Raw genomic sequence first — 23,538 nt, forward strand, 5'->3', positions numbered from 1 at the left:
TCATGTGCACAGGGTCATGGCCCCTTTTCCAAGGAGGCAATTCCCATGTCGCGCCCCAGCAGATAGACGGCTTTACACGCGGTTTGTAAAGACATCGCCATCAAGGAGATGTGTGATGAACAACCTGTCCAGCAGTAGTTTGGACGATCTGCGGGCGGCGGCCCGGGGTCAGATCCTGTCGGCCGGCGATGCCGGTTACGACGAGGCCCGAAAAATCTGGAACGCCACGGTGGACCGGCGGCCTGCCGTCATCGCGCGATGCGCCGGGCCGGCCGACGTGCGTCGCGCCGTGGATTACGCGCGCGAACACGGCCTGGTGATTTCGGTGCGGGGCGGCGGCCACAATATCGCGGGCACCGCCGTCTGCGACGGCGGCATGATGATCGACCTGTCGCCCATGAAATCGGTGCGTATCGATCCGGCGCGCGCCAGGGCCTACGTGGAACCGGGCGCCACGTTGTCCGACCTGGATCACGAAGCGCAGGCGTTCGGCCTGGCGGTGCCCTTGGGCATCAACTCCACGACCGGCGTGGCGGGCCTGACGTTGGGAGGCGGTTTTGGCTGGTTGACGCGCAGGTTTGGCTTGACTATCGACAATCTGGTGTCTACGGATGTCGTCACCGCCGACGGCCAGATGCTGCGCGCCAGTGAATCGGAGAACCCGGATCTGTTCTGGGCGCTGCGCGGGGGCGGCGGCAATTTCGGTGTGGTCACGATGTTCGAGTTCCAGCTTCATCCCGTGGGCCCCGAGGTTTACGGCGGTCTGGTGGTGATGCCGCTCGAGCAGGGCCGCAAGGCGTTGGCGCGCTACCGCGACGCATTGCCATCGATGCCGCCGGAGCTGACCGTGTGGGCCGTGCTGCGCCAGGCGCCGCCGCTGCCGTTCTTGCCGGCGTCCGTGCACGGAAAGCCCATCGTCGCCTTCGCCGCGTGCTACACGGGCGGGGTGGACAAGGGGCCGCAGGCGCTGGAGGCGGTGCGGGCCTTGGGCGAACCCTATGGCGAGCACCTCGGGCCGATGCCTTATGCAGCCTGGCAGAAGGCGTTCGATCCCTTGCTGACGCCCGGCGCGCGCAACTACTGGAAGTCTCACAACATCGGTGAGCTGCAGGACGGGCTGATCGACGCCGTCGTGTCGGCGGTCCAGAACGTGCCGTCACCGCAATGCGAGATTTTTTTCGGCCACATTGCCGGCGCGGCGATGCGTGTGCCCGTTTCCGCCACGGCCTATCCGCACCGGTCCGCGCAGTTCGCCATGAATGTGCACGGACGTTGGGACGATCCCGGAGACGATGCGCGGTGCATCGCCTGGACGCGCGACATTTTCAAGGCGACCGAGCCCTGGTCGCAGGGCGGTGTGTACGTCAACTTCCTGACGCAGGACGAGACGGCAAGGGTGGGCGCGGCCTATGGTGAAAACTTCGACCGGCTGGTGCAGGTAAAGACCCGCTACGATCCGCACAACCTCTTCCGGCACAACCAGAACATCAGGCCGTCCGCGCCTTGAGGCATGCGGGGCGGCGTGTCAGCCCGGCCGGCGCATTGCGGCATGCGACCGGCCCCGCTGCTTGCGCCGCCAGATCAGCACGCCGGTCACGGACAGCATGACGACGATCAGCCCGAGCAGGCAGGCGAAGATCCGATAGGGCAGGCCGAAGACATGCGCCATGTGCAGCGCGCCCAGCCAGTTGCTGAAGGTGTCGCCCCATGCGCCGCGCGTGGGCAGGTACATGCCGCGCCGCTCGCCCGTGTTGGCGTCGATCAGGATGGCGGTGTTGCCCACGTGGCGACGCAGGTCGGCGTCGCTATGCGCCAGGTACGCGTACACGCCGCGCCGCCGGTCCAGCATCAGCGACTCCTCGCCATCCACGGTAAAGCCGCGCTCTTTTGCCAGTTCGCCCATCGCGCGGCGCGCGGCCGCAAGGGCGGCCGGGCCTTCCAGCGCGGGCGTGGAAAGCGGCTGCGGCAGGACGGGCGCGCCGCGCCACGATGTGTCGAACGGCATGATGACCGACATCACCGGCTGGTACACCTGGGCCCGCAGGTTGAACATGACGCTGGACCATGCATACACCAGCAGCAGGGCCCACAGCCAGAGGCCGAAGGCGCGGTGCAGATCCAGCGTGACGCGCGCCGCCGAGGCGCCTTGCTTGACCGACCAGGCGGGCCGCCACCCGCGCCAGAATCCCGCGCGCTTTGCGCCCTTGGACGGCAGGGTCAGGTAAAAGCCTGCAAAACAGTCCAGCGTCCAGATGAGCGCGATCATGCCGTACAGCAAGCGGCCCCAGACGCCGGGCAGCGTCAGATCCAGATGCAGCCGGTAGATGAAGGGCAGCAGGTTCTCGCGCGCGAGCGACACCGCACCCTCGTTGCGCCAGCCCAGTACCTTGCCGCTGTAGGGATCCGCGAAGGCATGCGTGGCGGGCAGCGGCAGCATGCGCCCGGTGGCCGCATCCTGCCGCGGCGTCAGCCGAAAGACCACGGCCCGGTCCGCCTCGCGCCGCAGCGGCACCTGCTCGATGCCGGCCCACGGCAACTGCGCGCGAACCGTGTCGCGCAGGACGAAGGGATCCAGCAGCGCGCGTCCCTCGGCGGGCGCCAGGAACAGCTGCGGATTCAACCAGACGTCCAGGTCTTCCTTGAACGCCAGGATGCTGCCCGTCAGCCCGGCCACGCACAGGAACAGGGCGGTGGCCAGCCCCGCCCATCGGTGCACGCGGACCCAGAACGGGCGCGCTGCGATCGCCATGCCGCGCTCAGTACTTGGCGCGCAGCGTCAGCAGGAAGGCCTGCGGCTCGCCAAAGATGTTCTGCGAGCGCGGCGAGCTGATGGTCGCGTAATACTTGCGGTCGAACAGGTTGGTGATGTTGAGCGCCACATCCAGGTTGCGGTTGATCTCGTAGCCGATCTTCATGTCGACCGTCGCATAGCCACCTTGCTCCAGCCGCGCGCCGTTGTACTGCGGCAGGGCAACGTAGGTGCCGCTTTGCACGTTGACGCCGCCGCCGATGGTCCACCGGTTTGCCACGCCCGGCAGCCGGTAATCCGTCCACAGCCGCAGCAGATGGCGCGGCGCGACGGCGGTCACGTTCGAGTCGTACGAGGCGCTTTGGTCCACGCGCGTTTGCAGCCACGTGTAGCCGGCGTAGACGTTCCAGCCCGGCTGGATCTCGCCGTTGACCTGCAGTTCGAAACCGCGGTTGCGCGTCTTGCCGTTGGCCGTGTAGACCGTGGTGGAATCCGGCGAGAGCGTGGCGCGGTTCTCGTCGCGGATCTCGAACACCGCAAACGAGGCATTGAGCGCGCCGTCCAGGTATTCGCCCTTGATGCCGGCCTCGATCTGCTTGCCTTCCAACGGCTTGAGCATGCTGCCGTCCGCCGTGGTGTATCCGTTCTGCGGCAGGAAGATCTCGGAGTAGCTGGTATAGACCGAATAGGTGTCGTTCAGGTCATAGATCAGGCCCAGGTTGGGCGTGAACTTGCCGTCGTAATTGGCCTGCTGCGCCTTTTCCGCGGTGAGCGTGCGCTGGTTCGAAGTCAGGTCCCACCAGCTGAAGCGCCCGCCCGCCACCAGCGTCAGCGGCTCGGCCAGACGCAGGCGCAGGTTGCTGTAGAGGCCCCATTGCTTGGTGCGCGCGTGGTTGCTGTTGTTGAAGGCATAGTCCAGACGGTCGAAGTCCGAGCGCGGGTTGGTGATGTCGATGCGCGGCGCCCAGTTCGGCGTCGGATAGTTCCACGCGTTGTCAAAGCGCGAGTCGGTGTAGTTGGCGCCCAGCGTCAGATTGTGCTGGCGGCCGAACAGCTGGAAGGGGCCGTCGGCATAGGCGTCGTAGGACGTCTGCGCCTGCCGCGTCGGGCCCTTGGCCGACAGCAGCTGGATCAGGTTGTTCGAGGTGTTGGCCGGCCCCCAGCCGTACGCCTGTTCGCGGTCCAGCTTGTTTTCGGCGTAGCGGCCGGACAGCTTGGCGGTCCAGCCATTGTGCAGGCGGTGCTCCACGTCGGCGAAGGCTTCGGTGGACGTGAACTGGTCACGGTTCCAGTCGGCGCCGATGAAGGTGGAGCGCTTGATGTCGGCCAGCGAAAAACTGGGCTGGCCGCCGGGGCCCACGGTCATGAGCGCCGGGATCGACCACATCGACGCGTGGATGTCGCGTTCCTGGCGGCCGCCGCCCACCGTCAGCGTGGTGCGCGGCGTGAAGTCATACGCCAGCGCACCGTACAGCACGGAATGCTGCTCGTTGGTTTTGTCGTAGAAGAAGCGGCGGTCCTGGTAGACGCCAACCAGCCGCCCGCGTAGCGAGCCGTCCTCGTTCAGGCCGCCGGTCAGGTCGACCTCGGAGCGGTAGTTGTCCCACGATCCCGCCGAGACGCTGCCTTCGAAGCCGAATTCCTTTTGCGGGCGCTTGTGGACCAGGTTGATCGCGCCGCCCAGCCCGCCCGCGCCGTTGTACAGGCCCGCCGGGCCTTTCAGGACCTCGACGCGGTCGTAGATGGCAAGGTCCGTCGAGGACAGCATGCGCCAGTCGTATTGCGTGGGAATACCGTCGATCTGATACGACGTCATGTCAAAGCCGCGCGAATGGAAGATCGAGCGGCTGTTGTCGCGGCGTTCGACGGTGACGCCCGCCGTGTTGCGCATCGCGTCGTCCAGCGTCTGCATGGCCTGCTGACGCATCCGCTCTTGCGTGACCACACTGATCGACTGCGGAATCTGGCGTTGCGTGAGCGGCGTCTTGGAGCCCACCGTGGTCGGCGGGTTGTAGCGTTCGGCGGCCGAGTCGCCCGTCACCGTGACGGGGGCCAGCGTGCTGACCGACGGTGCAGCGGGCCGGATGACGAAGTGGCGTTCGCCCGTCTGTTCGGCGACCAGGCCGCTGCCCGCCAGCAGCGCCGCAAAGCCCTCGGCGATGGCGTAGGGCCCGCGCAGCGCCGGCGCCTGCCGGCCCGTGGTGAGCGACGGATCGAACGACAGGGTCACCCGCGCCGACGCGGCGTACTGGTTCAAGGCGGTCTCAAGCGGCGCGGCGGCCTGTTCGACCGTCACGCGCGCGGACTGGGCATGAACGGCGGGGGCAAGCGCCAGCGCGGCGCACAACGGAAGCAGGCGCAGAAGGCGCGTCGGGGTGGGGCGGGCAGAGCGGGACATGACGTAGGCGATCCTGGTTCAAACGGGGGTTGTCATTCCCTATGTCGAACGAGGACGCCAAAACCCGTAAACGAAATCGCCAAAAAGTTGTAACGGCATTCAGGCGGGCAGTACGCGGGTCCACAGGCCCGCGTAGCGCTCGATCCGCGTGGGCAGCGCGCGGGACAGCGTATTGAGCGCGCCCGGCAGGTCGTCCAGCAGGAAGACGCCCGACACCCGCAGATCGGCCACGGCGGGATCGCAGCTGATCCAGCCGCGCTGATAACGCGACAGTTCCTGCAGGAAGTCCGCGAGCCGCATGCCGCGCACGGTCAGCACGCCGTCGGCCCAGCTATCGGCGTCAAACGGCGCGGCGGGTTCGCGCCGTGCATCGCGGTCCGTCACGCGGTAGCGCCCGCCGGGTTCGGCGCGCGATTCCGCGCCGTGCAAGGGGGCAATGCGCAAGTCGCCGCGCTGCATGTCCAGCAGCGTGGCGTCTTCGATCGTGCGCAGCAGAAAGCGCGCCTGCGTGGCGGTGAAACGCGCCTGGCGCGTGCGCACTTCCCACGGGGCGGGCGCCGCGCCCGTGTCCATGCGCAGCTCGCCGGCCAGCAGGGTAAGGCGCCGGCCGCCCGGGTCGGTCCGCACGGCGCTGCCCGTGTTCAGCCACAGTTCGGCCCCGCCCTCCAGCGCGAACCGCCGGCGCTCGCCGACGCCGCTGCGGTAGTCGGCGGTCATGCGATCCCAGGCGCCGTCGCGCCACGCCAGTGTCGCGCCAGCGCCCACCGTTCCCAACGCCAGCATGGCAAGGACGCGGCGGCGGCCGCGGGCGGGGGCGGCGCGCAGCGCGGACGCCGCCGCAGAGCCGGACACCGTGCGCAGATCCGTCTCGATCGCCTGCAACTGGCGCCAGACCCGTTCGTGCTCGGCGTCGGCCTCGCGCCAGCGGCGGCAGGCCTCGTGCTCGGCGGCATCGGCGTGGCCCGAGTTCAGGCGCACCGCAAAGGAAATGGCGCGATCCAGCACCACGGTGCGATCAGCCATAGCGCAGCTCGTAGCAATGACGGATGGCGGCGGCCATGTATTTTTCGACGGAGCTCACCGACACGCGCAAGGTTGCCGCGATGTCGGGATAGGTCATGCCGTCCAACCGGGACATCAGGAACGCCGCCTTCGCCTTGGCGTTCAGGCCGTCCAGCATGCGGTCGATGCGCACCAGGGTTTCGAGCAGCAGGGCGCGGGTTTCGGGAGAAGGGGCCTGGGCTTCTGGCAGCAGGGCCAGCTCGTCGAGGTAGGCCCGCTCCAGCTTGCGCCGGCGGATGTGGTCCACGGCCAGACCGTGCGCCAGCGTCGTCAGGTAGGCGCGCGGCTCTTGCAGGCCGCGGGCGCGCTCGGGCGCGGCCAACAGCCGATGAAAGGTGTCTTGCGCGATATCCGCGGCGTCAAAGCCGCACCCCAGCTTTCTGCGCAGCCAGTTCACCAGCCAGCGGTGATGGTCCACATAGAGTGCGCCCACATGATGGTGATCCGGCGCCAGGCTGCGAGTCATGGAAGTGCGGCGAAAGGGGAGACGTTGGCAATCCCGGACGGAAGGTGTCGAGATTGAGAATGGTTCTTATTGTATCAGCGGTTTGCGGGGGGCGGCATCAGGGAATCCGAGGGGGGGCAGGTGTCAGGCGGGACGCTGGCTTTCCAGCTCGTGCTCGATGCCCGCTTTCAGCGCCAGCAGATCCGGGGCATGCCGCTGCGCCACCGCGGACGGCGCGTCGTCGGTGGTGAGGCTGATGTTCAGCGCCATTGCCGGGCCGCCCAGCGGGCGTAGCGGCGTGGACAGCGCCACCACGCCCGGCTGCCACGACGCCACGCAATATCCGCGCGCCGTCACCTTGGCGATGGCGCTGTCGATGTCCGCGCGGATCGGCTTCCAGGTGGCGCTGCGATAGCCCCGCCGGATCTGGTCCAGCAGGGCGTCGCGCGTGTCGGCGTCCAGCGTCGCCAGGTAGGCGCGGCCCAGCGACGTCAGCTCGATCGGAACCCGCTGGCCCGCAACGATGGTGCGCAGGGACGCCTTGCGGTTGTAGCGGATGGATTCCAGGTAGACCATGTCGGCCCGGTCGGCGCTGGCCAGGCCCACGTTCAGGCGCTGCTTGACGGACACCTCGCGCATCAGCGGCGTGGCCGCGCGCAGCACCGGAGACGAGGCGTGCATGGCGTGTCCCAGGCTGAGCACCGGCGCGGCCAGGCGATAGGCGCGCGCGCGCCGGTCGTGTTCCAGAAAGCCGCTGGTCACGAGGGTCTGCGTCAGCCTGCTGATCGTTGCCGCCGACAGGCCCGTGCGTTCGGCCAGATCGCCATTGCCCAGCAGGTCCGTGCCCGGCTTGAACGCGCGAAGGATCTCCAGGCCGCGTTCCAGCGAGCGGTTCTGGCTGACGCCGGTGAAGCGGCGGCTGGCGGCGGTAGCGGATTCGGTTGCGGCGGGCATGGTTGAAGCAATTCCACTAGATGGAAATAGGGCGGTGCATTTGCACACTGTAGCGCCTACCTTGTCGGTGTTGCCAGCCCGGCAGCCGTTGTGGATTCCGGGGCTGGCCCCGGAAACGACGGAGCACGGAAATGGCTGACTACGAATTCATCAGACTGCAGACGCGGGACGGCGTGGCGACGCTGACACTGAACCGCCCCGACAAGCGCAACGCGATCAGCGACGCAATGCGCAGCGAATTGATCCAGGCGCTGGAGCACGTCGCACAGGACCGCGCGATCCGCGCGCTGGTGCTGACGGGCGAGGGCAAGGGATTCTGCGCGGGCGGCGACATCGCGGGCATGCAGCGCAGGATGGACGCGCCGGCGGGCGAGGTCGGATTCAACGGATGGTCGCGCCAGCAGCGCGTGCACCACGCACAAGGGCTGCTGTTCAACATGCCCAAGCCGACGATCGCGGCGGTGAACGGCGCGGCGGCGGGCCTGGGGGCGGATACGGCGCTCAGTTGCGACTTCATCGTGGCGTCCGACAGCGCCTCGTTCACGTGGAGCTACATTGCGCGCGGCCTGATCCCGGACGGTGGCGGCATGTATTTCCTGCCGCGCCGCGTCGGCCTGGCGCGCGCGAAGGAATTGATTTATTCCGGGCGCAAGGTGGCGGCACAGGAGGCCCTGCAACTGGGCATCGCCGACCGGCTCGTGCCGGCCGGCACCGAAGTGGAGGCGGCCCAGGCGTGGGCGGCGGAATTGAGCCAGGGCTCGGCCACGGCGCTGGCGCTGGGCAAGTCGATCCTGGACCAGACGTTCGAACTGACGGCCGACCAGGTGTTTGCCATGGGCAGCCAGGCGCAAGGCATCTGCTACACCAGCGCCGAGCACCGCGACGCCGTGGCCGCGTTTCTGAAAAAGATGGCGCAGGCGCAGGCGGCCCGCGTTCAGGGAGAGAAGCCGTGAGCGCCCTGGACAAGCTGCTGCGGCCCCGCAGCGTGGCAGTGGTCGGGGCGTCGGCCGACCCCGCCAAGACCTCGGGCCGGCCCGTGGCCTACCTGCGCAAGCACGGGTTTCAGGGCAGCATCTACCCCGTCAATCCGAAGGCGTCCGAGATCGACGGATTGCGTTGCTACCCCGACATCCGCTCGCTGCCGCAGGCGCCCGACGTCGCCATCGTGGTGCTGGGCGCCGAGCGCACGCAGCAGGCCGTCCGCGAGCTGTCCGCCATCGGCACGGGCGCGGCCATCGTGCTGGCAAGCGGATACTCGGAAAGCGGCGAGGAGGGCGCGCGCCGCCAGCAAGCGCTGCGCGAGGCCGCTGGCGCCATGCGCATTCTGGGACCGAACACCATCGGCCTGGTCAACCTGACCGACCGGGTCACGCTGTCGGCCAGCGGCGCCCTGGAAATCGACGACCTGCAGCCCGGCGCGGTGGGGCTCGTCTCGCAAAGCGGCGGCATCCTGGGGGCGCTGCTGTCGCGCGCCGCCGCCCGCGGCGTGGGCCTGTCCAAGCTGATTTCGACCAGCAACGAGGCCGACCTGGAACTGGCCGACTTCGTGGACGCGCTGGCCGACGACCCCGCCACGCGCGTCATCGCGCTGTACGTCGAGAGCATTCGCCATCCCGCCAAGTTCCGCGCCGCCGCGCGCAAGGCGCGGGCCGCCGGTAAACCGGTGGTGGCGTTCAAGATCGGGCGTTCGGAATCGGGTGCGCGTGCGGCGGCGTCGCACACCGGGGCGCTGGCCGGCGCCGACGCCATGTACGACGCGCTTTTCGAGGATGCGGGCGTCATCCGGGCGCAGACATTCTCGGGCCTACTGGATATTCCGGCTGCGCTGGCGCACGCACGCAAGCTCCCCGGACGCCGCGTTGCGATCCTGACATCGACGGGCGGCGCCGGCACGCTGGTGGCGGACTGCCTGGGCCTCGCGGGGTTCGAGCTGCCGGCGCCTGACGACGCCACCGGCGCGGCGCTGCGCGCCCTGCAACCCGGCACGCCCGCCGCGCTGGACCGCAATCCCATCGACGTCACGCTGGCGGGCCTGCAGCCCGAACTGCTGCGCGGCGCCATCCGCATTCTGCTCGACAGCGGCAGCTATGACGCGCTGGTGGTGATCGTCGGTTCGTCCGGCGTGGCGCAGCCCGAACTGATGGCAGGCGCGTTGAAGGACACGTTGGCTGGCGCCACCAAGCCCGTGATGGCCTACATCAGCCCGCACGCGCCCCGCGCCGCCGAGGTGCTTGGCCGCTACGGCATACCGGCGTTTCACACGCCCGAAGGCGTCAGCGCGGCCATTGCGGCGATGTGGCAGGCACAGGCGCGCGTCGAGGCGGACAACACGGCGCTGCCGAACGCCGGGTTGCCGGACGGCCTGGAACTTGGGGAAGGCGGATCGCTCGACGAGGCGCAGGCCAAGGCGCTCTTTGCCCGGTTCGGGGTGCCTGGCGTCAAGGAAATCGTCGTGCAGGACGAGGCACAGGCCTCGCAGGCCGCGGCCGCGCTGGGCCCGCGGGTCGTGCTCAAGCTGCTGTCGCGCGACATCACGCATAAGAGCGACGTGGGCGGCGTAGCCGTGAACGTGGCGCAGGAGGACGTGCCCGCACGGCTGCGGCAGATGCGCGAGGACGTCCTGCGCCATACCGGCGAAGCGCCTCGCGCCTTCCTGGTCCAGGAGATGGTGACCGGCGCGGCGGAAGTGATCGTCGGCCTGCATCGGGATCCCCTGGGGTCGGCCATCCTGCTCGGCATGGGAGGCGTTGTCGCCGAACTGGTCCGGGATACGACGCTCTTGATGCTGCCCGAAGACGGGACCGGCCTGTCGCCGGCGCAGGTGATGGCCGGGCTGCGGCGGCTCAAGACCTGGCCCTTGCTGGACGGCTACCGCGGGCGCGAGCGCGCCGACGTGCCGGCGTTGGTCGCCGCCGTCGTCGCGTTCTCACGCATGGCGGGCGCGTTGGGAGACGTCCTCGTCGAAGCCGAAATCAATCCGCTCTTCGTTCGGCCTGCGGGCCAGGGCGTTTGCGCGGCGGACGGCGTGGCCGTCCTGCAAAGCCGCTTGAACTAGTTCAGGCGGGTGGATAAAAACAGGAGACAACCATGAAACAGCAAAACTTCTTCACGCGTGGCGGCATCGCCATGGCCGCGGCGGTACTGGCGCTGGGCGCATTGGCCGCGCCGCAGGCGCGCGCGGCCTACCCCGACAGGCCCTTGCGCATCGTCGTGCCGTTCACGCCGGGCGGCGGCACGGATCTGATCGCGCGCCAGTTGGCCAAGGGCCTGACGCAGGAATTGGGCCAGACGGTGGTGGTGGAAAACCGCCCGGGCGGCAGCACCATCATCGGCACGGAGAACGTGGCCAAGAGTCCGCCTGACGGCTACACCTTGCTGATGGCCACGTTTGCTCATGCGGTGAACCCGGCCATTCACAAGAAGCTGCCCTACGATACCGAGCGGGCCTTCGCGCCGGTCGCGATGATCGGCAAATCGCCCAACGTGCTGGTGGTGCCGCCGAACTCGCCGTTCAAGAGCGTGCAGGAGATCCTTACCTATGCGCGCGCCCATCCCGGCAAGCTGACGTTTGGATCCTATGGCAACGGCACCTCGGCCCATCTGGCGGGCGAGCTCTTCAAGAGCCTGGGCAAGGTGGACATCCTGCACGTGCCCTACAAGGGCGCCGGTCCCGGCATCAACGACCTGATCGGCGGGCAGATCGACATGATCTTCTCGACCTCGGCCAGCGTCAGCGGCCACATCAAGAGCGGCCAGCTGCGCGCACTGGCCGTGACCACGAAGCAGCGTTCGCCGGCCTATCCCGATGTGCCGACCGTCGCGGAAGCGGGCGAGGCGGGATACTTCGTGGATAGCTGGTATGGCGTGTTCGTGCCGAACGGCACGCCGCCCGCCGTCATCGACACGTTGAACGCGGCAATCAGGAAGGCGTCCGGCGACCCGGATTTCCGCGCGGCGCTGGAGCTGGAAGGCCTGGCGCCCGATGTGGGCACGCCCGCCGCGCTGGGCGAGTACGTGAAGGAGGAAGAGGCGCGCTGGAGCCGGATCATCCAGGACGCCGGAATCACGGATAAGCCCTGAGCGGGCCTGCCCGGTGTTCGCGGGCGTGCGTTCAATGCAGCTGGTCGGACCCTTCCGGCTGCAATTCCGACAGCGCCTTCCAGTCCGGATCCTGGAACATGCGCAATTGAATCGGATACACGGGATGCCCCGCCAGGCACTTGTTGAACGCATCCAGAAACGCCTCGACATTCGGCGTGTAGTAGCGCCACTCTTTCTGATGATTGCCCGTCAGGCAAGCCACCTGCACGCCGGCGTCCGAATTCTCGAAGCCCTGCTCGACGGCCTCTTCGAAACGGTTGGTGCGCTGCTTGTCTTCATCATTGGGCATGCCCGATTCGATGCCCTCGTACGGCCACGTGATGATGATCAGGTTCTCGTTGATCGGGCGGTCGGCCTCGGCCGGCAGACCGGTGCGAAAGCGGATGACGACCGGCAGTCCGTTGACGCGGGCTTCGCCCACCGCCCAAAGATCGCCTGGAAAAATGCTGGGCATTGCTTGAACTCCTTTTCACTACTTCGTCGAAACAGGCCACGAGTCTATCGCATGCGGTCCAGACGGGCCGCGGAGCCCTTGCAGCGGCCCTGCGAAGGGGCCCAGGGGATGTTGACGATTGTCAATTTCGGGGTTTCTGGCCGATCTATGCTGGCGCTGCGCAGGCGTTGCGCGCAGTGAATCTTGTGCAATTGGCAATCGGGTGGAGATCGATCATGAACATGAAGACTGCGGCCATTGCCGCGATGCTTGCCTTGTCGGCCCCTGGCCTGGCGCTTGCCGCGCCGCCCACCGACGCGCCCGCGCGCCCGGCCCAGCCGGCCTCGCCGGGCGGCAATGTCCAGGACTTCGACAAGCAGGCTGCGCAAGTCAGGGAGAATCTGGAAAACATGCAAAAGCAGATGGATGCGATCCAGAAGACCACCGATCCGGATGCGCGGCAGAAGCTCATGCTTGAGCACCGGCAGCTCATGCAGAACACCATGGGCATGATGCGCCAGATGTGGACGGGCGGCATGGGACCTTGCTGCGCGCAGGGTGGCGGCGGCCCCCATCATCGGGGAGGCCCGATGATGGGGTGGAACGCCATGAGAGGCAATTACTCCGGACTGACGCCTGAGCAGGTCCGGGAACATCAATACATGCGCGACCAATACATGGGAATGCAGCAGCGGATGATGGAGCAGATGCTGCAGCAGCAACTCAATTCGGCCACGCCACAACGGTGACCGCCGCGGTGGGCGCGTGCGCCTGGCAGCGGCGACGCCAGTCGCGTCGCCGCGTTATCGAGCGGCCCCGCATGGCAGCGCGCCTGCCGCGCTCAGCGGCCGGCCCAGCGGCCGCAGTCCTCGCGCCACCGGCCACACCGTCACCGCGGCCAGCAGTGCCGCCGCCCATTCCCGGAGGCCCAGCGGGCCGAATTCGAACAGCCCGCGCAGGGCAGGCCATTGCAGCGTCAGGGCCAGCAGCGCCAGCGTCGCCGCGACCGCCAGCCGGGTGGCGCCGTCCCAAGTGCCGGCGTGCCGCTGATGTGGCGAGCGGTTGTTGACCATCAAGGTCAGATTGCCCAGCACCAGCGCACAGAAGGCGGTGGCGCGCGCGGTATCCGCGGGCGTCTGGGTCTGCTGCAGCCAGGCGTAGAGAACGCCGGCGGATGCCAACAGCGCCAGCCCCTGGGCCAGGCCAATCAGGAAGGTTCGTAGTGAAAACAGCGGCTTCTCGACGGGCAGGGGAGGGCGGCGCATCAGGTCCGGCTCTGCCGCGACGGACTCGAAAGCCAGTCCGCACAGGGGGCCGATGACGATCTCCAGGAACGCCACATGGGCCGGGCGCAGCAGTTCCGGCCAGCCAAAGAGCAGTGGCAGGATCACCAGCCCGGCGATCGGCACATGCGCCGCGACGATGTAGACGATTGCCTTGGACAGGTTGTCGAACAGGCGGCGGCTTTGCCGGACCGCGTTCAAGATGTCCGAGAAATCGTCGCGGGTCAGGACCAGGTCGGCGGCTTCGCGCGCGACATCGGTGCCACGCGCGCCCATGGCGATGCCGACGTGGGCCGCTCGCAATGCGGGGGCGTCGTTGACGCCGTCTCCCGTCATTGCAACGATGGCGCCTTGCCGCTTGAGCATCTTGACCAGGCGCAGCTTCTGTTCCGGCTTTACGCGCGCGTAAACGCAGGTGCGGCCGACCAGTTCGGCCAGATGCTCGCCGCCTTCCCGCGCCAGCACATCGCCTTCAGCCACGTAGTCCGCCGGAATGCCCGCCTGGCGGGCAATGGCGCGGGCCGTCTCCGGATGATCGCCCGTCAGCATCAGCACGCGTATGCCCGCCGCATCGCACGCGGCGACCGACTCGGCCACGCCTTCCTTCAGCGGATTTTCGAGGCCCACCAAGCCCGCGAACTGCAGCGGCAGGTCGTCGGGCTGATCGGGAAGCCGCCCGTTCGGCCAGCGCCCGGTGGCGGCCGCCAACACCCTCAGCCCCGCCGCGGCCATGCGCTGGACCTCGGCCTGCAGCTGCGCCGTGCGCGCCGGCGACAGCTGGCAAAGCTTGAACACCGCCTCCGGCGCGCCCTTGCACGCGAGACGGGCGTCATCCGCTTGCGCCGTAGTCCAGACGTGGATCACAGCCAACCGTGCGGACGAGAAGGCATAGGCTTTAACCAAGGCAAGACCGCCCGCCGGCGGATGCCTGCCAAGCGACGCGGCAAAAATGCGAAAGGCGTCCTCCATTGCATCCCCGGAATCGGGCACGCTCGCCAGCGCAAGCGTTTCGGCCAAGGTCCTGGCCTCGGCCGCGCTATCCGCCGCCGTCGCGCCCGCGAGATCGGCGGCATCGATGCGCACTGAGCTAGCGTAAAGCGCGCGAACGACCATGGTGTTTGTCGTCATGGTGCCCGTCTTGTCGGCGCACAACACGGTGGTCTTGCCCAGGGTTTCGACCACGCTCAGCTTGCGGACAAGCACGCCTTCGCCCGCGATGCGCCGGGCTTCCAGCGCGGAGAAGATGGTCACGATGACGGGGAAATCCTGCGGAAGCAGACTCATCGCCAACGCGATGCCCGCCAGCATCCCTTCGAACCATCCTCCCCGCATGTAGACGTACAGGGCCCAGGTGGCCAGCGACAGGAAGAACCCCACCCACATGAACCGCAGGATGAAATGGCGGGTCTGCAATTCCAGGGGCGCGCGTTCCGGCGTCAGTTGCCGCATCGACTGCCCTAGCGCGCCCAACCGCGTGTCGTCTCCCACGGCAAGAACGCGCAGGGTGCCGGTTCCCGACAGCACCAGCGTCCCGCTCAGCACCTCGGCATCGCCCTCAACCGTGCCCGATGGCCGCTTGTAAACGGGCTGGAACTCGCCGGTAAGCGGCGACTCGTCCACCAGCAGACCCTCGCCGTCCGTCAACCGGCCGTCCGCGGGGACGCGGTTGCCTTCGGCAAGCAGCACCGCATCGCCCGGCTTCAGTTCGGCCGACGGCACCCAGTGCCGCTTGCCGTCGCGCAGCAGCAGGGCGCGGGGCGCCGCCAGACGATCCAATGCGTCAAGGGCGCGTGCGGTACGTAATGACTGCGCCACCGTCAGCGCAAAAATGACCAGTACAAAAAGCAGCAATAGCGCCGCTTCCTGCCAGGCGCCCAGAAGCGTGTACAGGCCGCCGCCGGCCAGCAGCAACGCGAACATCGGATCCTTGACCAGATCCAGGCTGATCGAGGCCAGGGTGCGTTGATGGTCCGGCGAAGGCATGGCGCATCGGCCTAGGTGATCAGCACCACCGGAATGTGAACTGTGTGCAGCACCTTCAGCGTGGTCGATCCCAGAAACAGGCTGCCGGCCGCGCCCAGTCCTCGCGACCCCATGACGATATGGTCGCAACCCTGCTCGGTGGCGTGGGCCTTGATGCATTCGGCAATGTTGCCCACCCGCGTCGCCTTTTGATAGACGATGCCCGAGCGGTCCAGCAAGGCCTCCGACTCCGCGAGGGCGGCCTTGGCTTCGTCCTCATAGAATTCCTCGATGGCATCCGGCTCAAAGAACGCCAATATCGTGCCGGAAGCAATGGGCGGCTGCACATTCAGCAGGTGGATGGCGCAAGGGCCATGTTCGCGGACCTGGTCGACCACATAGCGCACGGCGCGCAGGGAATTGCCCGATCCGTCAACGGGGATAAGCACGTTTTTCACGACCCCTCCGATAGCAGTGTCTGCCCGGGCCGCATGGCTCGGGCGTGATGCCATCATCGCGCCGATGCGGTCGTGGAAGTTGACGTCAGTCAAGCTTTCGCCCGATCGCGTGGGCGAGCGCGGCCAGGCCTGCGCGGGACCCGACGTTTGTCCCCGATTTCTCCATGACAAAGGTCAATTTGGCGATTTCAGACGGGGGCAACATGGAGAGGCGGGCGAGCCTCCCGCGTCTCATCCTCACGAAAAGGAGATAGCCATGTCGCGCTTGACGCAATACAGCCCATTTTCGAGCGAACCCTTCGCGGACGTTTTCCAGGCGTTCCTGCGGCCGATCCGGCAGAACGGGGAGGATCAGGCCCCCCGGATGGACATCGATGTCACCGAGGCAGGCGACAAGTACGTCCTGAAGGCCGACGTGCCCGGGATCGACAAGAAGGACATCACCGTGCAGATCGATGGCAACACGGTGATGATCTCGGCCAACAAGGAAAAGCACAGTGAAACGAAAGAGGCGGGAAACGTCATCCGCCGGGAGCGTTTCTGGGGCCAGGTTCAACGCTCCGTGTCGCTGGCCAGCCCCATCGATGAAGCGGCCGCCAAGGCGGTCTGCGAGAACGGCGTCCTGACCCTGACACTACCCAAATCGGCCGGAAGCCGGAACAAGACGCTGCAGATCGAATGACGGCGGTTTACAGCCATGTCCCTGTATAGACGGATCCTCATTCCCATCGACGGCAGCCAGACCGCCGAACTGGGGCTGGACGAAGCCATGCGTCTGGCCGTGTGCAACGGCGCCCGCATTCGATTGATCTGCGTGGTCGGGGAACTGCCCTTGTCCTCGCGGATCGGCGCGGATTGCTATTCCCCAAAAGAGGTGCGCATGCTGTCGCGCGAGCTTGGCGTTCAAGTGCTGCGCAACGCCGCGCGCCGGGTGCGCGCACGTTGCATCCCGGTCGATAGCGCGCTGTTCGAGGCAGGCGAACAATCCTTCGAGGAGCGCGTGGCCCAGGAGGCCGACGCGTGGGGCGCGGATCTGATCGTCATGGGCGCTCGCGGGGGCGACGGCTTTAACGCCATCCCCCGGGGCGCCGGGGCCAGGAGCGCCCGCCGCGCCGCGCCCATGCTGCTGGTGCACGAATCGGCGCGAAAAGCGCAACGCCTCTCAGTGCACGGCGGGCGTCAGGCCGAAATCGCCTCTAGGCTTGCGTATCGCGTCGACTCGTCTTGAATCCACCAGGCAGGCGAATCGGACTGCTCAATCAATGTGCGGCAGCGCGCGCCGGCACGGTCCAGCCCGGCCGGCTCTCGCGTTCGGTGTCGACGATGATCAGATAGCGTCCGGCGCCATCGGCGCGCGTCCTGCCGGGTTGCAGCACCCACGGCCGTGCAATCAGATCGGCCGCGAGCTCGTAGTCGGCGTCCAGCAATCCGTAGCTGTCGAGCAAGCGGTTCAGGGTTGCCGGAATGCGGATGCAGCCTTTGGATTGCGGCGTTCCCAGCTTGGACTCCAGCAGGACGGGATCGGTCGCGTGCATCTGCAGGCGCATCGTGCTGACGCCGCCATTGCCCCATCCCCGCAATGCCTGCTGCCAGCCGAAGTCATAGACCCGCATGCCCTTGGCGCCGTAGCCCAGGATGCCATTCGCGTTCTTCGTGCCCTGGGCGCGGAAGTCCGGATTGGCCAAGGTATGCGGGTACACGCCCGTGGGCGTTTCAAAGTGATCGAACTGGCCGATCCTGCCGGTAGACACCGGCGCCGCGCCCACATGGACGGGCATGCCGATGGCGGGCAGCCAAAAGAGGAAGACCGCCTGTACCTTTGGATTGCGGTCGACCACGAGGGCGTACTGGGGGCCCAATAGGCCGAGCCCCGCTTCCTTGAGCATCCCCAGCGCCAGGCTTGCATAGCGGATCTGCTCGTCGGCCGGAACCGTCAGCGCGGGCGCCACGCGCAGCGCAAAGGTCTGCATGACGTCCTGCGGCGTGACCTGGGCCGGTACCGGGCTGGTCATCATCGCCGACAGGACGGCGCACCACACGGCAGCCCGCGCGGTGGCGGGGCCATGGCCCGATCCCTCCACGGAACTCGGCTTGTTTTTCATGGTGTCTCCGGCGCTTTCGCGTACCAGGCCGCGGGCCTGGCCATGCAAGCATGATCGCGCGGCTGCCGCGGACGCGATTGACGCCGGTCAATCTCTCTTCCAATTGCGGCGTGCGTGCCGGCCAGGATGCGGCACGCGTGCGAAGGATCGTTCGACCAAGCCCCACCGCAAGGGCCGCCGGTCAGCGTCGAATTCGTGATTTTGGTCAACAAGCGCTTGCCAGACAGGTTCAAGATGAAACCCATGAAGACAAGCGTCCTCGCCGTGTTGCTTCACCTGATTCTGGCTCTGCTGCCGGCTAGCGCCGCGCTCGGACAGCCGGCGGATTCGTTGATGCCGGTACCGCCCGGCCTGTTGAACCGCGTTGATCAGGAAGCCGAGGCCACGCTGTCGCGGCTCTATCGTCTGTCGCCCGCGGCCAAGGCGCTGGTTGGCCGGTCATTTGGCGTGCTGGTCGTGCCGGCCTTGCACGCCGACGGAAGCATCCTGGGGATGGCCTATGGGCGCGGTGTACTGATCGACGCCGCCGAGGGGCGCTATTACTACAACGTCATCGCCAGTCCGCCGGGCTCGGTGCTTGGGCTGAACGACAAGGCGCTGATCCTGGTCTTCTCGTCCTATGCGGCCCTGCGCGGGTTCCAGGCCGGGCCTGGGTGGGAAGAGGGCGCCAGCGGAACCATCCAGATCCTGGACGAAACCGCCATGGCCGCGCGCGAGCTGGTCGTCGAACCGATCGCGGGCTTCATCCTGTCGGCAACCGAACTGGTTCGAGGCCTGTCGCTCCAGGGCATGCTGTTCGTCAAGGTCCCGGTTTACATGTGCGCCGATGAAGCCGATGCCTGCCACGGAAAAACCGGAATTCCCTTCCAACCTTGATGCTCTCGGCCATGTATAGACGGATTCTCATACCGATTGACGGCAGCTCGACCTCTGAATCGGGGTTGGATGAGGCAATACGCCTGGCCTTTCTCCATGACGGTGTCATTCGGCTGATCTGTATCGTCCAGCCTCGGCCGTCGTCCGGCGCGCTAGGCGCAAATTGCTATTTCCCGGCGGAAATTCAGGCGCTATTGTTTGAGCATGCCGCCGAACTGCTGCGCAATGCGGCAACAAAGGTGCGCGCCAACTGCATTGCCGTCGATAGCGCGCTCGTCGAAGCAGGCGAACGCTCGTTCGAGGAATGCCTGGCGGCCGAGGCCCGGGCCTGGGAGGCCGATCTGATCGTGATCGGGGCGCACCGGTCGCGCGACGTGCGCAGGATGCCGATGGCCAGCCCGGCTCCGAATCTGCCGCGCGGCGTGGCCGTCCCCTTGCTGCTCGTGCGCGAGGCTGCGCCAAAGGCCGTTCAACCACTCGTCAACAGTTGGAGGTAGGGCATGAATACCACCATGAAAGCAGTCGTCTTTGCCAGCCCGGGCCGCATTGAAATACGCGAAAAACGCATTCCGGACGTCGGGCCCAATGACGCGTTGATCAAGATCACCACCACCACCATTTGCGGCACGGATATCCACATTCTCAAGGGCGAGTATCCGGTGCAGCCGGGCCTGACGATCGGCCATGAACCCGTCGGCGTCATCGAAAAGCTGGGAAGCGCCGTGACGGGTTATTCCGAGGGCCAGCGCGTGATCGCCGGCGCGATTTGCCCGAATTTCAATTCCTACGCCGCGCAGGATGGTGCGCCTTCGCAGGACGGCAGCTATCTGGTGGCCAGTGGCATGTGCGGATGTCACGGCTACCGCGCCACCGCGGGGTGGCGCTTCGGCAACATGATCGATGGCGCCCAAGCCGAATACCTGCTGGTTCCCGACGCGCAGGCCAATCTCGCGCCCGTGCCAGACGGCCTGAGCGACGAGCAGGTGCTGATGTGCCCGGACATCATGTCCACCGGATTCAAGGGCGCCGAAAACGCCAACATCCGCATTGGCGACACGGTCGCCGTGTTTGCGCAGGGCCCGATCGGACTGTGCGCGGCGGCGGGTGCCCGGTTGCTGGGCGCCACCACGGTCATCGGCGTGGACGGCAATGCGCGGCGTCTGGAAATATCTCGCCAGTGGGGCGCCGATATCGTCCTGAACTTCCATGATTGCGACGTCGTCGAGGAAATCCTGCGTCTCACTGGCGGCAAGGGCGTGGACTCGGCCATCGAAGCGCTGGGCCAGCAAAGCACCTTTGAATCTGCCCTGCGCGTATTGAAGCCGGGAGGCACGTTGTCCAGTCTGGGCGTCTATTCCGCCGACTTGAAGATCCCGGTATCCGCGTTTGCCGCCGGTCTGGGCGACCACAAGATCAACACGGCGCTCTGCCCGGGCGGCAAAGAGCGCATGCGCCGGCTGATGAACGTGTTGCAGTCGGGCCGCCTGGATCTCGCAAAAATGGTCACGCATCGCTTTGCGCTGGACCAGATCGAGGACGCGTACGACCTGTTCGCCAATCAGCGGGATAACGTGCTGAAGGTTGCGATCCGGCCGGGGGCCTGATTCCTCTACAAGCAGCCCCGGCGGCGCCGTGGCGCGCCTGGGCGGCCGTCGTGGCGGGCCGCATCCTCGGCTGGCCTGGCCAGGTGCTGGTTGTGCGCGCACTTCAACGTAAACGCCAACCCACGGAAAATTCGCAGCAACTTTCCGCCAGTTCGGCCACGCTCTCGCAAAACGCCACGTCCGCATCCCGGCGGAACATCGCGCTGTACACCGATTGCGGCGGCGCCACGCTGGTGCGCGCAATGACGAGCTGCCGCGTGCTGACCATCTCGGCAAAATAGTCGCGCGGCAGGCAGCTCACGCCAAAGCCCGCGGCGGTCAACCCGGCCATCGCGATCAAGCTGTTGATGGTGAAAATGTTGCTTTGCGCCGTGTGGGGGCGCAGCCATTCGTCATAGATCATGTTCAGGCCGGACTCGCGGCTCTGACGCAGCAGCGGCAGGCGGGCGATGTCGGCCGGCGTGTAGACGTGGCTCGTGTCGATCAGGTCGGGACTGCCCATCCACGCAAATTCCAGGCGCTGCAACGCCACGACCTGCAGGTTCGGCTCGGCGAATTCGCCGTGCAGAAAGGCCATGTCCAGCTGCCCGGCCAGCAGCCGCTTGTGCAGGTCGCCGCCCAGATCGATATGGGGCTCCAGCGTGATGCGCGGATAGTGGACGCGCAGCAGACGGATGAGCGCGGGAAGCCAGGTCATCGCGGTGATCTCCGTGATGCCGAAGCGGAAGGTGCCCGTCAGGGTGTGCTGCCCCTTCAGGCGCGCCAGCAGGCGGTCGCGGTGACCCAGCATCTGCTCGGCCAGCGCGTAGATCTCGTGACCCCGGGCCGTCAGCTCGGCACGGTGGCCCGACCGGTCAAAGAGCGCGATGTCGAAATCGGCTTCCAGCTCCTGGATGCGCTTGGTGATTGCCGATTGCGTGGTGTGCAGCTTCTGCGCAGACGCGGAAAACGTGCCTAGCCGCACCGTCCAATACAGCGCCTCGATTTGCTTGAAAGTCAGCATGCGGTGCCCGTGAGATCGGTAGAGTTCATTCCGAATTTTCCCTTAAGGGGTAACCCCTATATTCTGAAAAGTGATGAAGTTCGCTGAAATTTAATCCCTTTTTCGGAATCGCAAAAGCTCGCACCATTCGCTCTGACTTAATTCCTGCCGACCGGATCCGCTTCAAAAAGCCGGAGAACGAGCGGCCTTCGATTCAGGACAAGCAGATCGTCATGGCTACCATTTCCACCGGCGCACGCATACTGCCGGCATCTCCCGTCGCGCCCGCCGCCATCCTGCAAGCGCTTGCAGGCATCGTCACGCCGCATCTGAGCGACAACCTTGCGCGGCGCGAGGGCATCACCGGGCTGCGGCGCTACAACCGAGCGGGCAAGCTCGTGGGCACGGCGCTGACCGTCAAGACCCGCCCCGGCGACAACCTCATGATCTACAAGGCCATGCTGCAGATCCAGCCGGGCCACGTACTGGTGGTGGACGCCGGCGGCGATCTGTCCAACGCCGTGCTCGGCGAAATCATGAAGCGCTATCTGCAGATCCACGGCTGCGCGGGCGTGGTCGTCGACGGCGCCATCCGCGACGTGGCAGCGTTCGAAGCCGACAGTTTCCCTTGCTACGCGCGCGGCCACATCCACCGCGGTCCCTACAAAGACGGTCCCGGCGAAGTCAATGTGCCCGTCTCGATCGGCGGTCAGGTCATCAATCCCGGCGATATCCTGGTGGGCGACGAAGATGGGCTGGTCAGCTTTGCCGCGTCGGACGCCGACGCGCTGATTGCCGCGGCCCATGCGCACGCCGACAAGGAAGCGCGCATCATGGCCGAAATCGCCACCGGCGAGAAAACGCAGAGCTGGATGCAGGCCGCGTTTGCGGCAAAGGGGCTGGCATGAACGCCGTCACCCCCGAATTCCTGGCGCAACGCGCGCGCGCCATCAAGCCTTCGCCCAGCATGATGGCCAAGAGCCGCGTGGATCAACTACGCGCTCAGGGCCGCGACATCATCGATTTCACGGTGGGCGAGCCGGATCTGCCCACACCTGCCCACATCGTGCAGGCCGGCATCGACGCGCTGAACAGCGGCGACATCCGCTACACCGCGTCGGTCGGCGCCAAGCCGCTGCTTGAAGCGGTGCGCGCCAAGTTCCGCCACGAAAACGGTCTGGACTACGGCCTGGATGAACTGATCGTCGGCGTGGGCGCCAAGCAATTGATCTTCACCGCGCTGGCCGCCACTGTGCAGGCCGGCGACGAAGTCATCATTCCGGCGCCGTACTGGGTGTCCTATCCCGATATGGTCCTGGTCAACGACGGCACGCCGGTCGTGGTGGCCTGCCCGGAGGCCGACGGATTCAAGCTGACCCCCGACGCGCTCGAGCGCGTCATCACGCCGCGCACCAAGTGGCTGCTGTTGAACACGCCCAGCAATCCGACTGGCGCGATGTACGGCGCCGACGAGCTGCGCGCGTTGGCGCAGGTGCTGGCGCGTCATCCGCAGGTCTGGCTCCTGACCGACGAAATCTACGAGCACCTGGCCTATGGCGGCGAGGGCCACGCGTCGCCCGCGGCCGTCGAGCCGGCGTTGGCCGCGCGCACGTTGACGATCAACGGCGTCTCCAAAGCCTACGCAATGACGGGCTGGCGCCTGGGGTACGCAGGCGGCCCGAAGGCGTTGATCAAGGCCATGGCCACCCTGATTTCGCAGAGCACCAGCTGCGTCAGCGCCATCAGCCAGTCGGCCGCGCGTGTTGCGCTGACGGCCGACCAGCAATGCGTGCGCGATGCCGCGGCCCTGTTCCACGACCGGCGCGACCGCATTGTGGCGCTGCTCAACGAGGTGCCCGGCATCCGTTGCCCGGTTCCCCAAGGCGCGTTCTACGTATATCCGTCGGTCGAAGGCCTGCTTGGCAAGACGACGCCCAACGGCCGCAAGCTGGAAAGCGACCTGGACGTCGTGATGTTCCTGCTGGACGAGGCCGGCGTCGCGGGCCTGGACGGCGCGGCCTACGGACTGTCGCCTTACCTGCGGCTCAGTTTCGCGACGTCGATGGAAAACATCGAAGAAGGCTGCCGCCGCATCCGCGAAGCCTGCGCCCGGCTGGCCTGAAAACCGG

Annotated in this window: 22 protein-coding genes; 12 read left to right on the forward strand and 10 right to left on the reverse strand. The window is 66.9% G+C overall.

Annotated elements, in window-relative coordinates:
* Positions 1 to 115: 115 nt before the first annotated feature.
* Positions 116 to 1,507, forward strand: a complete 1,392-nt coding sequence (locus FBY20_RS19170; RefSeq protein WP_056322891.1) for an FAD-binding oxidoreductase — start codon at positions 116 to 118, stop codon at positions 1,505 to 1,507.
* An 18-nt stretch (positions 1,508 to 1,525) separates the two neighbouring features.
* On the opposite strand, the gene FBY20_RS19175 is transcribed toward FBY20_RS19170, so the two are convergent.
* From FBY20_RS19175 to FBY20_RS19195, 5 genes are all read right to left on the reverse strand, one after another.
* A complete protein-coding gene (locus FBY20_RS19175; RefSeq protein WP_142054014.1) occupies positions 1,526 to 2,749 on the reverse strand; it encodes a PepSY domain-containing protein in 1,224 nt (407 codons plus the stop codon).
* Positions 2,750 to 2,756: 7 nt separating this feature from the next.
* Positions 2,757 to 5,147, reverse strand: coding sequence for a TonB-dependent receptor (locus FBY20_RS19180; RefSeq protein WP_142054016.1), 2,391 nt, complete (start codon positions 5,145 to 5,147; stop codon positions 2,757 to 2,759).
* A gap of 99 nt (positions 5,148 to 5,246) precedes the next feature.
* Positions 5,247 to 6,170 carry a FecR domain-containing protein gene (locus tag FBY20_RS19185; RefSeq protein ID WP_142054018.1) on the reverse strand — a complete coding sequence of 308 codons (924 nt, stop codon included), beginning with the start codon at positions 6,168 to 6,170 and terminating at the stop codon, positions 5,247 to 5,249.
* The gene (locus tag FBY20_RS19190; RefSeq protein WP_062842238.1) at positions 6,163 to 6,675 is read right to left on the reverse strand and encodes a sigma-70 family RNA polymerase sigma factor; all 513 of its coding nucleotides are present in this window, start codon (positions 6,673 to 6,675) and stop codon (positions 6,163 to 6,165) included. Before FBY20_RS19190 ends, FBY20_RS19185 begins: the two co-directional genes overlap by 8 nt.
* Before the next feature lie 123 nt (positions 6,676 to 6,798).
* Positions 6,799 to 7,608, reverse strand: coding sequence for an IclR family transcriptional regulator (locus tag FBY20_RS19195; RefSeq protein ID WP_142054020.1), 810 nt, complete (start codon positions 7,606 to 7,608; stop codon positions 6,799 to 6,801).
* 131 nt (positions 7,609 to 7,739) lie between these two features.
* Between FBY20_RS19195 and FBY20_RS19200 the strand changes: the two genes are divergently transcribed.
* Genes FBY20_RS19200 through FBY20_RS19210 form a run of 3 tightly spaced genes read left to right on the forward strand, consistent with a single transcriptional unit; the run spans position 7,740 to position 11,688 of the window.
* Positions 7,740 to 8,561 (forward strand): enoyl-CoA hydratase/isomerase family protein, encoded by an 822-nt coding sequence (locus FBY20_RS19200; RefSeq protein WP_142054022.1) that lies wholly within the window; start codon positions 7,740 to 7,742, stop codon positions 8,559 to 8,561.
* Positions 8,558 to 10,663 (forward strand): acetate--CoA ligase family protein, encoded by a 2,106-nt coding sequence (locus tag FBY20_RS19205; protein ID WP_142054024.1) that lies wholly within the window; start codon positions 8,558 to 8,560, stop codon positions 10,661 to 10,663. The genes FBY20_RS19200 and FBY20_RS19205 overlap by 4 nt, the downstream gene beginning before the upstream one ends.
* A 32-nt stretch (positions 10,664 to 10,695) precedes the next feature.
* Positions 10,696 to 11,688, forward strand: a complete 993-nt coding sequence (locus FBY20_RS19210) for a tripartite tricarboxylate transporter substrate binding protein (RefSeq protein ID WP_142054026.1) — start codon at positions 10,696 to 10,698, stop codon at positions 11,686 to 11,688.
* Positions 11,689 to 11,719: 31 nt separating this feature from the next.
* Here FBY20_RS19210 and FBY20_RS19215 read toward each other — a convergent pair whose 3' ends face one another.
* Complete coding sequence (locus FBY20_RS19215; protein WP_142054028.1) at positions 11,720 to 12,163, reverse strand: DUF695 domain-containing protein; 444 nt, start codon at positions 12,161 to 12,163, stop codon at positions 11,720 to 11,722.
* A 215-nt stretch (positions 12,164 to 12,378) separates the two neighbouring features.
* Here FBY20_RS19215 and FBY20_RS19220 point away from each other — a divergent pair, with 215 nt between their 5' ends.
* Complete coding sequence (locus FBY20_RS19220) at positions 12,379 to 12,891, forward strand: hypothetical protein (protein WP_255452400.1); 513 nt, start codon at positions 12,379 to 12,381, stop codon at positions 12,889 to 12,891.
* Between the two features lie 54 nt (positions 12,892 to 12,945).
* Here FBY20_RS19220 and FBY20_RS19225 read toward each other — a convergent pair whose 3' ends face one another.
* Both FBY20_RS19225 and FBY20_RS19230 read right to left on the reverse strand, forming a co-directional pair.
* Positions 12,946 to 15,408, reverse strand: a complete 2,463-nt coding sequence (locus FBY20_RS19225; RefSeq protein ID WP_142054030.1) for a cation-translocating P-type ATPase — start codon at positions 15,406 to 15,408, stop codon at positions 12,946 to 12,948.
* An 11-nt stretch (positions 15,409 to 15,419) separates the two neighbouring features.
* Entirely contained in the window at positions 15,420 to 15,845 is a 426-nt protein-coding gene (locus FBY20_RS19230; protein WP_062842231.1) for a universal stress protein, read from the reverse strand.
* A 256-nt stretch (positions 15,846 to 16,101) separates the two neighbouring features.
* Between FBY20_RS19230 and FBY20_RS19235 the strand changes: the two genes are divergently transcribed.
* Positions 16,102 to 16,527, forward strand: a complete 426-nt coding sequence (locus tag FBY20_RS19235) for an Hsp20/alpha crystallin family protein (RefSeq protein ID WP_056322922.1) — start codon at positions 16,102 to 16,104, stop codon at positions 16,525 to 16,527.
* Positions 16,528 to 16,542: 15 nt separating this feature from the next.
* A complete protein-coding gene (locus tag FBY20_RS19240) occupies positions 16,543 to 17,073 on the forward strand; it encodes a universal stress protein (RefSeq protein ID WP_056322924.1) in 531 nt (176 codons plus the stop codon).
* A 31-nt stretch (positions 17,074 to 17,104) separates the two neighbouring features.
* On the opposite strand, the gene FBY20_RS19245 is transcribed toward FBY20_RS19240, so the two are convergent.
* Positions 17,105 to 17,947, reverse strand: a complete 843-nt coding sequence (locus FBY20_RS19245; RefSeq protein WP_255452401.1) for a L,D-transpeptidase — start codon at positions 17,945 to 17,947, stop codon at positions 17,105 to 17,107.
* 243 nt (positions 17,948 to 18,190) lie between these two features.
* Between FBY20_RS19245 and FBY20_RS19250 the strand changes: the two genes are divergently transcribed.
* From FBY20_RS19250 to FBY20_RS19260, 3 genes are read left to right on the forward strand one after another with little or no spacing between them, the layout of a single operon-like run.
* Positions 18,191 to 18,823: a hypothetical protein gene (locus FBY20_RS19250; RefSeq protein WP_142054032.1), complete on the forward strand. Its 633-nt coding sequence runs from the start codon at positions 18,191 to 18,193 to the stop codon at positions 18,821 to 18,823.
* Positions 18,823 to 19,320: a universal stress protein gene (locus tag FBY20_RS19255; RefSeq protein ID WP_056322930.1), complete on the forward strand. Its 498-nt coding sequence runs from the start codon at positions 18,823 to 18,825 to the stop codon at positions 19,318 to 19,320. Before FBY20_RS19250 ends, FBY20_RS19255 begins: the two co-directional genes overlap by 1 nt.
* 3 nt (positions 19,321 to 19,323) lie before the next feature.
* Entirely contained in the window at positions 19,324 to 20,427 is a 1,104-nt protein-coding gene (locus FBY20_RS19260) for an NAD(P)-dependent alcohol dehydrogenase (RefSeq protein ID WP_056322931.1), read from the forward strand.
* Positions 20,428 to 20,530: 103 nt separating this feature from the next.
* Here the strand turns inward: FBY20_RS19260 and FBY20_RS19265 are convergent, their stop codons facing one another.
* Entirely contained in the window at positions 20,531 to 21,430 is a 900-nt protein-coding gene (locus FBY20_RS19265) for a LysR family transcriptional regulator (RefSeq protein WP_056322933.1), read from the reverse strand.
* 212 nt (positions 21,431 to 21,642) lie between these two features.
* Between FBY20_RS19265 and FBY20_RS19270 the strand changes: the two genes are divergently transcribed.
* Both FBY20_RS19270 and FBY20_RS19275 read left to right on the forward strand, forming a co-directional pair.
* A complete protein-coding gene (locus FBY20_RS19270) occupies positions 21,643 to 22,317 on the forward strand; it encodes an RraA family protein (RefSeq protein ID WP_056322936.1) in 675 nt (224 codons plus the stop codon).
* Positions 22,314 to 23,531 carry an aminotransferase class I/II-fold pyridoxal phosphate-dependent enzyme gene (locus tag FBY20_RS19275; RefSeq protein WP_056322938.1) on the forward strand — a complete coding sequence of 406 codons (1,218 nt, stop codon included), beginning with the start codon at positions 22,314 to 22,316 and terminating at the stop codon, positions 23,529 to 23,531. The genes FBY20_RS19270 and FBY20_RS19275 overlap by 4 nt, the downstream gene beginning before the upstream one ends.
* Positions 23,532 to 23,538 lie beyond the last annotated feature (7 nt).

The organism is Achromobacter sp. SLBN-14, assembly GCF_006715415.1.
Lineage (GTDB): Bacteria > Pseudomonadota > Gammaproteobacteria > Burkholderiales > Burkholderiaceae_B > Achromobacter > Achromobacter mucicolens.

What these genes read in the sequence shown, in the direction of transcription:
- FBY20_RS19195 (WP_142054020.1), bottom strand. Translation starts at nt 7,608, where the DNA reads ATGCCCGCCGCAACCGAATCCGCTACCGCCGCCAGCCGCCGCTTCACC.
- FBY20_RS19225 (WP_142054030.1), bottom strand. Translation starts at nt 15,408, where the DNA reads ATGCCTTCGCCGGACCATCAACGCACCCTGGCCTCGATCAGCCTGGAT.
- FBY20_RS19180 (WP_142054016.1), bottom strand. Translation starts at nt 5,147, where the DNA reads ATGTCCCGCTCTGCCCGCCCCACCCCGACGCGCCTTCTGCGCCTGCTT.
- FBY20_RS19220 (WP_255452400.1), top strand. Translation starts at nt 12,379, where the DNA reads ATGAACATGAAGACTGCGGCCATTGCCGCGATGCTTGCCTTGTCGGCC.
- FBY20_RS19210 (WP_142054026.1), top strand. Translation starts at nt 10,696, where the DNA reads ATGAAACAGCAAAACTTCTTCACGCGTGGCGGCATCGCCATGGCCGCG.
- FBY20_RS19245 (WP_255452401.1), bottom strand. Translation starts at nt 17,947, where the DNA reads ATGAAAAACAAGCCGAGTTCCGTGGAGGGATCGGGCCATGGCCCCGCC.
- FBY20_RS19235 (WP_056322922.1), top strand. Translation starts at nt 16,102, where the DNA reads ATGTCGCGCTTGACGCAATACAGCCCATTTTCGAGCGAACCCTTCGCG.
- FBY20_RS19265 (WP_056322933.1), bottom strand. Translation starts at nt 21,430, where the DNA reads ATGCTGACTTTCAAGCAAATCGAGGCGCTGTATTGGACGGTGCGGCTA.
- FBY20_RS19260 (WP_056322931.1), top strand. Translation starts at nt 19,324, where the DNA reads ATGAATACCACCATGAAAGCAGTCGTCTTTGCCAGCCCGGGCCGCATT.
- FBY20_RS19270 (WP_056322936.1), top strand. Translation starts at nt 21,643, where the DNA reads ATGGCTACCATTTCCACCGGCGCACGCATACTGCCGGCATCTCCCGTC.
- FBY20_RS19255 (WP_056322930.1), top strand. Translation starts at nt 18,823, where the DNA reads ATGCTCTCGGCCATGTATAGACGGATTCTCATACCGATTGACGGCAGC.
- FBY20_RS19200 (WP_142054022.1), top strand. Translation starts at nt 7,740, where the DNA reads ATGGCTGACTACGAATTCATCAGACTGCAGACGCGGGACGGCGTGGCG.
- FBY20_RS19240 (WP_056322924.1), top strand. Translation starts at nt 16,543, where the DNA reads ATGTCCCTGTATAGACGGATCCTCATTCCCATCGACGGCAGCCAGACC.
- FBY20_RS19215 (WP_142054028.1), bottom strand. Translation starts at nt 12,163, where the DNA reads ATGCCCAGCATTTTTCCAGGCGATCTTTGGGCGGTGGGCGAAGCCCGC.
- FBY20_RS19170 (WP_056322891.1), top strand. Translation starts at nt 116, where the DNA reads ATGAACAACCTGTCCAGCAGTAGTTTGGACGATCTGCGGGCGGCGGCC.
- FBY20_RS19190 (WP_062842238.1), bottom strand. Translation starts at nt 6,675, where the DNA reads ATGACTCGCAGCCTGGCGCCGGATCACCATCATGTGGGCGCACTCTAT.
- FBY20_RS19275 (WP_056322938.1), top strand. Translation starts at nt 22,314, where the DNA reads ATGAACGCCGTCACCCCCGAATTCCTGGCGCAACGCGCGCGCGCCATC.
- FBY20_RS19175 (WP_142054014.1), bottom strand. Translation starts at nt 2,749, where the DNA reads ATGGCGATCGCAGCGCGCCCGTTCTGGGTCCGCGTGCACCGATGGGCG.
- FBY20_RS19250 (WP_142054032.1), top strand. Translation starts at nt 18,191, where the DNA reads ATGAAGACAAGCGTCCTCGCCGTGTTGCTTCACCTGATTCTGGCTCTG.
- FBY20_RS19185 (WP_142054018.1), bottom strand. Translation starts at nt 6,170, where the DNA reads ATGGCTGATCGCACCGTGGTGCTGGATCGCGCCATTTCCTTTGCGGTG.